The organism is Alistipes sp. CAG:268 (assembly GCA_000434235.1).
Taxonomy (GTDB): Bacteria; Bacteroidota; Bacteroidia; order Bacteroidales; family Rikenellaceae; genus Alistipes; species Alistipes avistercoris.
On the sequence record FR892015.1, the window covers coordinates 40,233 to 44,153 of the forward strand.

The window sequence follows — 3,921 nt, forward strand, 5'->3', positions numbered from 1 at the left end:
CGGGGGGGGAAGGGCGGGGCGGCAGGACGTACCGGACGGGGCGAAGCGGTTGGGGAAATCGACCATCCGCGGCTCGGGAAGGTGACTTTCGCGCAGTCGCTGCGGGCCCGGCGGGTGTCGATCTCGGTGCGGGGCTCGGGCGAGGTGCGGCTCACCTGTCCGCCGGGCGTGTCGCAGCGTCGGGCGCTGGCTTTCCTCGAGGAGAAGCTCTCCTGGATCGAGGCGGCCCGCGAACGCATGGCACGCAGACGCGCGGCGCTTCCGCCGCAGTTGCCGCCCGAGGCGGAGCGGGCCCGTATCGAGGAGCTGCGCCGGGCCGCGAAGTCCGATCTGCCGGGGCGGATCGCCCGGCTGTCTGAGGCGACCGGGCTGCGCTATGCGAAGCTCACGATCCGTGCTTCGCGCACGAAGTGGGGGAGTTGCTCGGGGCAGAACCACATCTCGCTGAGCCTTTTTCTGATGACCCTTCCGGAGCATCTGCGCGACTACGTGATTATCCACGAACTTTGCCACACGGTGCACCACAACCATTCGCCGCGCTTCCATGCGCTGGTGGACCGTTTGGTCGGCGGACGCGAGAAGGAACTCAACCGGGAATTGCGCCGCTTCTCGATCCGGTAAAAGAAACCTGCCTTTGAGCGGCCATTTCCGACCGTGTCACCGCGTCTTTATGCAGACTCGTGTTATGGCCGGTTATGTCGTTTCGATGGCCTGAGATCTCGAAAAACGGCCCTTCCCGGGCCGAGACGGTTTTCGTCCGGAGAGTAAAAACAGTATCCTGCAAATTTCCCCGCTGTGCGAATTCTTTATCAACAATGTACCTTCCGCTACATAAACCGTTGTTTTGACCGAGCGTTTCCGACAATTTGAAATTAAACGGACGAATTGGCCGTTTTCGGTGGAATTCAACGTGTTGAGGTCGGATGAATTTTTCGTCCGAAAATTTCCAAATAAGAAAAAAAATGTGCTATATTGCATTATAAAACAAAGCGAACCGATACGATGAACAAAACCGGGGAAGAACCCATTTTAAGCCTTCCGGAACGGCACAACCGCATATTGGCGCTGCTTCAGCAGTTCGGATCGATCTCCGTGGCGCAGCTTGCCGAACGGTTCAAGGTTTCGGAGGTGACCATCCGCAAGGATCTCTCCTACCTCGAGCAGCAGAAAAAGCTCTACCGTACGCACGGCAGCGCCATTCTGATCAGCCCGTACATCAGCGACAGGCATGTCAATGAGAAGGAGAAGCGCAATGTGGCCGAGAAACGGGCCATCGGGGCTTTCGCTGCTTCGCTTATCGCACAGGATGATTCGATTATCATCGCATCGGGTACGACGGTAACCTTTCTGGCCCGGGAGATCAATCCTGCGGGACATTTGACAGCCATAACGGCATCGGTGCCCGTAACGCAGATCCTCTCGCAGTGTCCCGATGTCGATGTCATCCAGTTGGGCGGCATCACGCGGAGCAGTTCGGTTTCGGTCGTGGGGCCTTTCGCCGAGCAGATGCTGCGCAGTTTCAACTGCAGCAAGCTTTTCATCGGTGTCGATGGAATCGACACCGAGTTCGGCCTGACAACGACCAACATGCTCGAGGCTTCGCTCAACGGGGCCATGATCGATGCGGCTCAGAAGGTGATCGTCCTGGCCGACAGCTCGAAATTCGGTCGTCGAGGGTTCAGCAAGATCTGTGACCTGGAGTCCGTGGACCGAATCATCACCGACAGCGGGGTGCAGTCGGTTTATCTCGACCGCCTGCGTGAGCGAGGGATCGAGGTGACAGTTGTCGATGTATGACGGTCGGAACCGGTTTCGTCGGTGCGGCCGGTCGGGCCTGCGGCGAAGCCGGAGGAGTTGAAGAGATGATGTTATCGGTCGGAGCGTTGGTTGCGCTTCTGATCGCAATAAAGGCTGTTCGAAGCCAATTTCTCGGTTTCGGGTGGATTTACGACCGGGTCTTCGGATTTCGGATATGGCCTGATCCGGCGGTGACGAAGGTGGGAGGAGGCCTTTGGAGCCGCCGGGTAACAAGAGGACGGGACCTTTCGCCGTGAGCGATGGTCCCGTCCTTGTTTCGCGGAGCGTGTCATGCAGGCTCCGTCAGCGCGAGAGCTGCTGTTGCAACAGCTCGGGATAGTCTGTGGTGATGTAATCGACTCCCAGGTTGATGAAGTAGCGCATATCCTCGCTTTTGTCGATTGTCCATACGTTTACCTCGAGGCCGAGGTCGTGGGCCTGCTTCACCCACTCGGGGTTTTGGCGCAGGACCTCGCCCGAGTAGTCAATGCCCGTCAGTCCGAGGTCACGAATGCTCTGCGGGGGCAGGTCGCCGTTCAGGTAGAAGACCCTTGCGTCGGGTGCGATCTTGCGGAAGGCGAGGCAGGCGTTGATCGAGAAGGCGATCAGGTCGGTGCGCTCCATCAGTTCATGCTTTTTCAGTGCCTGGACGATTTTCCGGGCTGCAAGGTCCTCGCGGTTGAGGTCCGAGAGTGATTTCATCTCCAGAACAAGGCGTGTCGCGGGTTTCGAGGCGACCAGTTCAAGATACTCGTCGAGCGAGGGGATGTTCTCGCCGTTGGGCAGGACGATCAGCTGGATCTCGCGGGCTTTGGAGCGTTCCATGTCGATATCCGTACCGCGGTAGATGCGGTCGTGATTGACGATGAGCCGGTCGTCGGCCGTCAGCCAGACGTCGATTTCCGATCCGAAGACGCCGCACGAATCGGCCTTGGTGAACGAAGCGAGCGAGTTCTGTGCCGATCCGGGTACGGTCCAGTAGCCGCGGTGGGCGATGATTTTGGGTTGGGCGAGAGCCGATGCTGCGGCGAAAAGCAGCGAGGCGGTCAGCAGGAGTTTTTGGGTCATGGTGCTTTGTTCGTTATGTGCCGGTTTGGGAACCGACGGGGTGAAACCGTTACAAATGTAACCAATTATTTCGGGATTCCCTGCACCGGCATGTTGCATTTCAGCGAAGATTCCGCCTGAGCGAACCGCCTGCGGCGATTGTCGGACTGCGGGTGCAGAAATATGGCCGTTCATGCCGCGATTTACGATTTTTTTCGTATCTTCGTCTAATTATGTATCGAATCAACTTTAAAACCACTGATAAGATGAAAGAACAAGTAAGCAAGAAATTCCAGGAGCTGTACGGTGAAGGCGCCGTGTTGTTCGCATCGCCCGGGCGCATCAACCTCATCGGCGAGCATACCGACTATAACGGGGGCTTCGTCTTCCCCGGAGCCGTGGACAAGGGAATCGTGGCAGCCATCAGGCTCAACGGTACGGACCGTGTGAGGGCCTATGCGCTCGATCTCGGGGAGTCGTCGGAGTTCGGCCTTCGCGAGGAGGACAAACCCGCCGAGTCGTGGGCCCGCTACATCTTCGGCGTGTGCCGCGAGGTGCAGAAGCGTGGTGGCAAGATCGGCGGATTTGACACCGTTTTTGCCGGTGACGTGCCTCTGGGTGCCGGCATGTCGTCGTCGGCGGCGCTCGAATCGACCTATGCCTTTGCGTTGAACGACCTGTTCGGCTGCGGGATCGACAAGTTCGAACTGGCCAAGATCGGTCAGGCCACCGAGCACAACTACTGCGGCGTGAACTGCGGCATCATGGACCAGTTTGCCTCGGTTTTCGGCAAGAAGGGGTGCCTGATGCGTCTCGACTGCCGTTCGCTCGAATATGCCTATTTCCCGTTCGATCCGAAGGGTTACAGGCTCGTGCTGGTCGATTCGCGCGTGAAGCACGAACTGGTGGGTTCGCCCTACAATGACCGCCGTGCATCGTGTGAGCGCGTGGCCGGGATGCTCGGTCAGGAGTTCCTGCGCGGTGCGACGATGGAGCAGCTCGATGCCATCAAGGACAAGATCTCCGAAGAGGACTACAAGCGGGCCCGCTATGTGATCGGCGAGGAGCGTCGTGTGC

Annotated in this window: 4 protein-coding genes (1 of these 4 cut by a window edge); 3 read left to right on the plus strand and 1 reads right to left on the minus strand. The window is 58.7% G+C overall.

Annotated features, from left to right (window positions below; translation table 11 throughout):
• The first annotated feature begins 57 nt into the window (after positions 1–57).
• Together QZL63_RS09070 and QZL63_RS09075 are read left to right on the plus strand one after the other, a co-directional pair.
• Positions 58–621 carry a M48 family metallopeptidase gene (locus tag QZL63_RS09070; protein ID WP_441293902.1) on the plus strand — a complete coding sequence of 188 codons (564 nt, stop codon included), beginning with the start codon at positions 58–60 and terminating at the stop codon, positions 619–621.
• A 381-nt stretch (positions 622–1,002) separates the two neighbouring features.
• On the plus strand, positions 1,003–1,797 hold the full coding sequence (locus QZL63_RS09075; protein ID WP_022308998.1) for a DeoR/GlpR family DNA-binding transcription regulator: 795 nt from the start codon (positions 1,003–1,005) through the stop codon (positions 1,795–1,797).
• Between the two features lie 303 nt (positions 1,798–2,100).
• Here the strand turns inward: QZL63_RS09075 and QZL63_RS09080 are convergent, their stop codons facing one another.
• The gene (locus QZL63_RS09080; RefSeq protein ID WP_290586655.1) at positions 2,101–2,865 is read right to left on the minus strand and encodes a glycerophosphodiester phosphodiesterase family protein; all 765 of its coding nucleotides are present in this window, start codon (positions 2,863–2,865) and stop codon (positions 2,101–2,103) included.
• 245 nt (positions 2,866–3,110) lie between these two features.
• Here QZL63_RS09080 and galK point away from each other — a divergent pair, with 245 nt between their 5' ends.
• Positions 3,111–3,921: the 5' portion of a galactokinase gene (gene galK / locus QZL63_RS09085; RefSeq protein ID WP_022309000.1), read on the plus strand. 344 nt of this gene lie beyond the right edge of the window; only the first 811 of its 1,155 coding nucleotides appear in the window; it begins with the start codon at positions 3,111–3,113; the stop codon falls past the right edge of the window.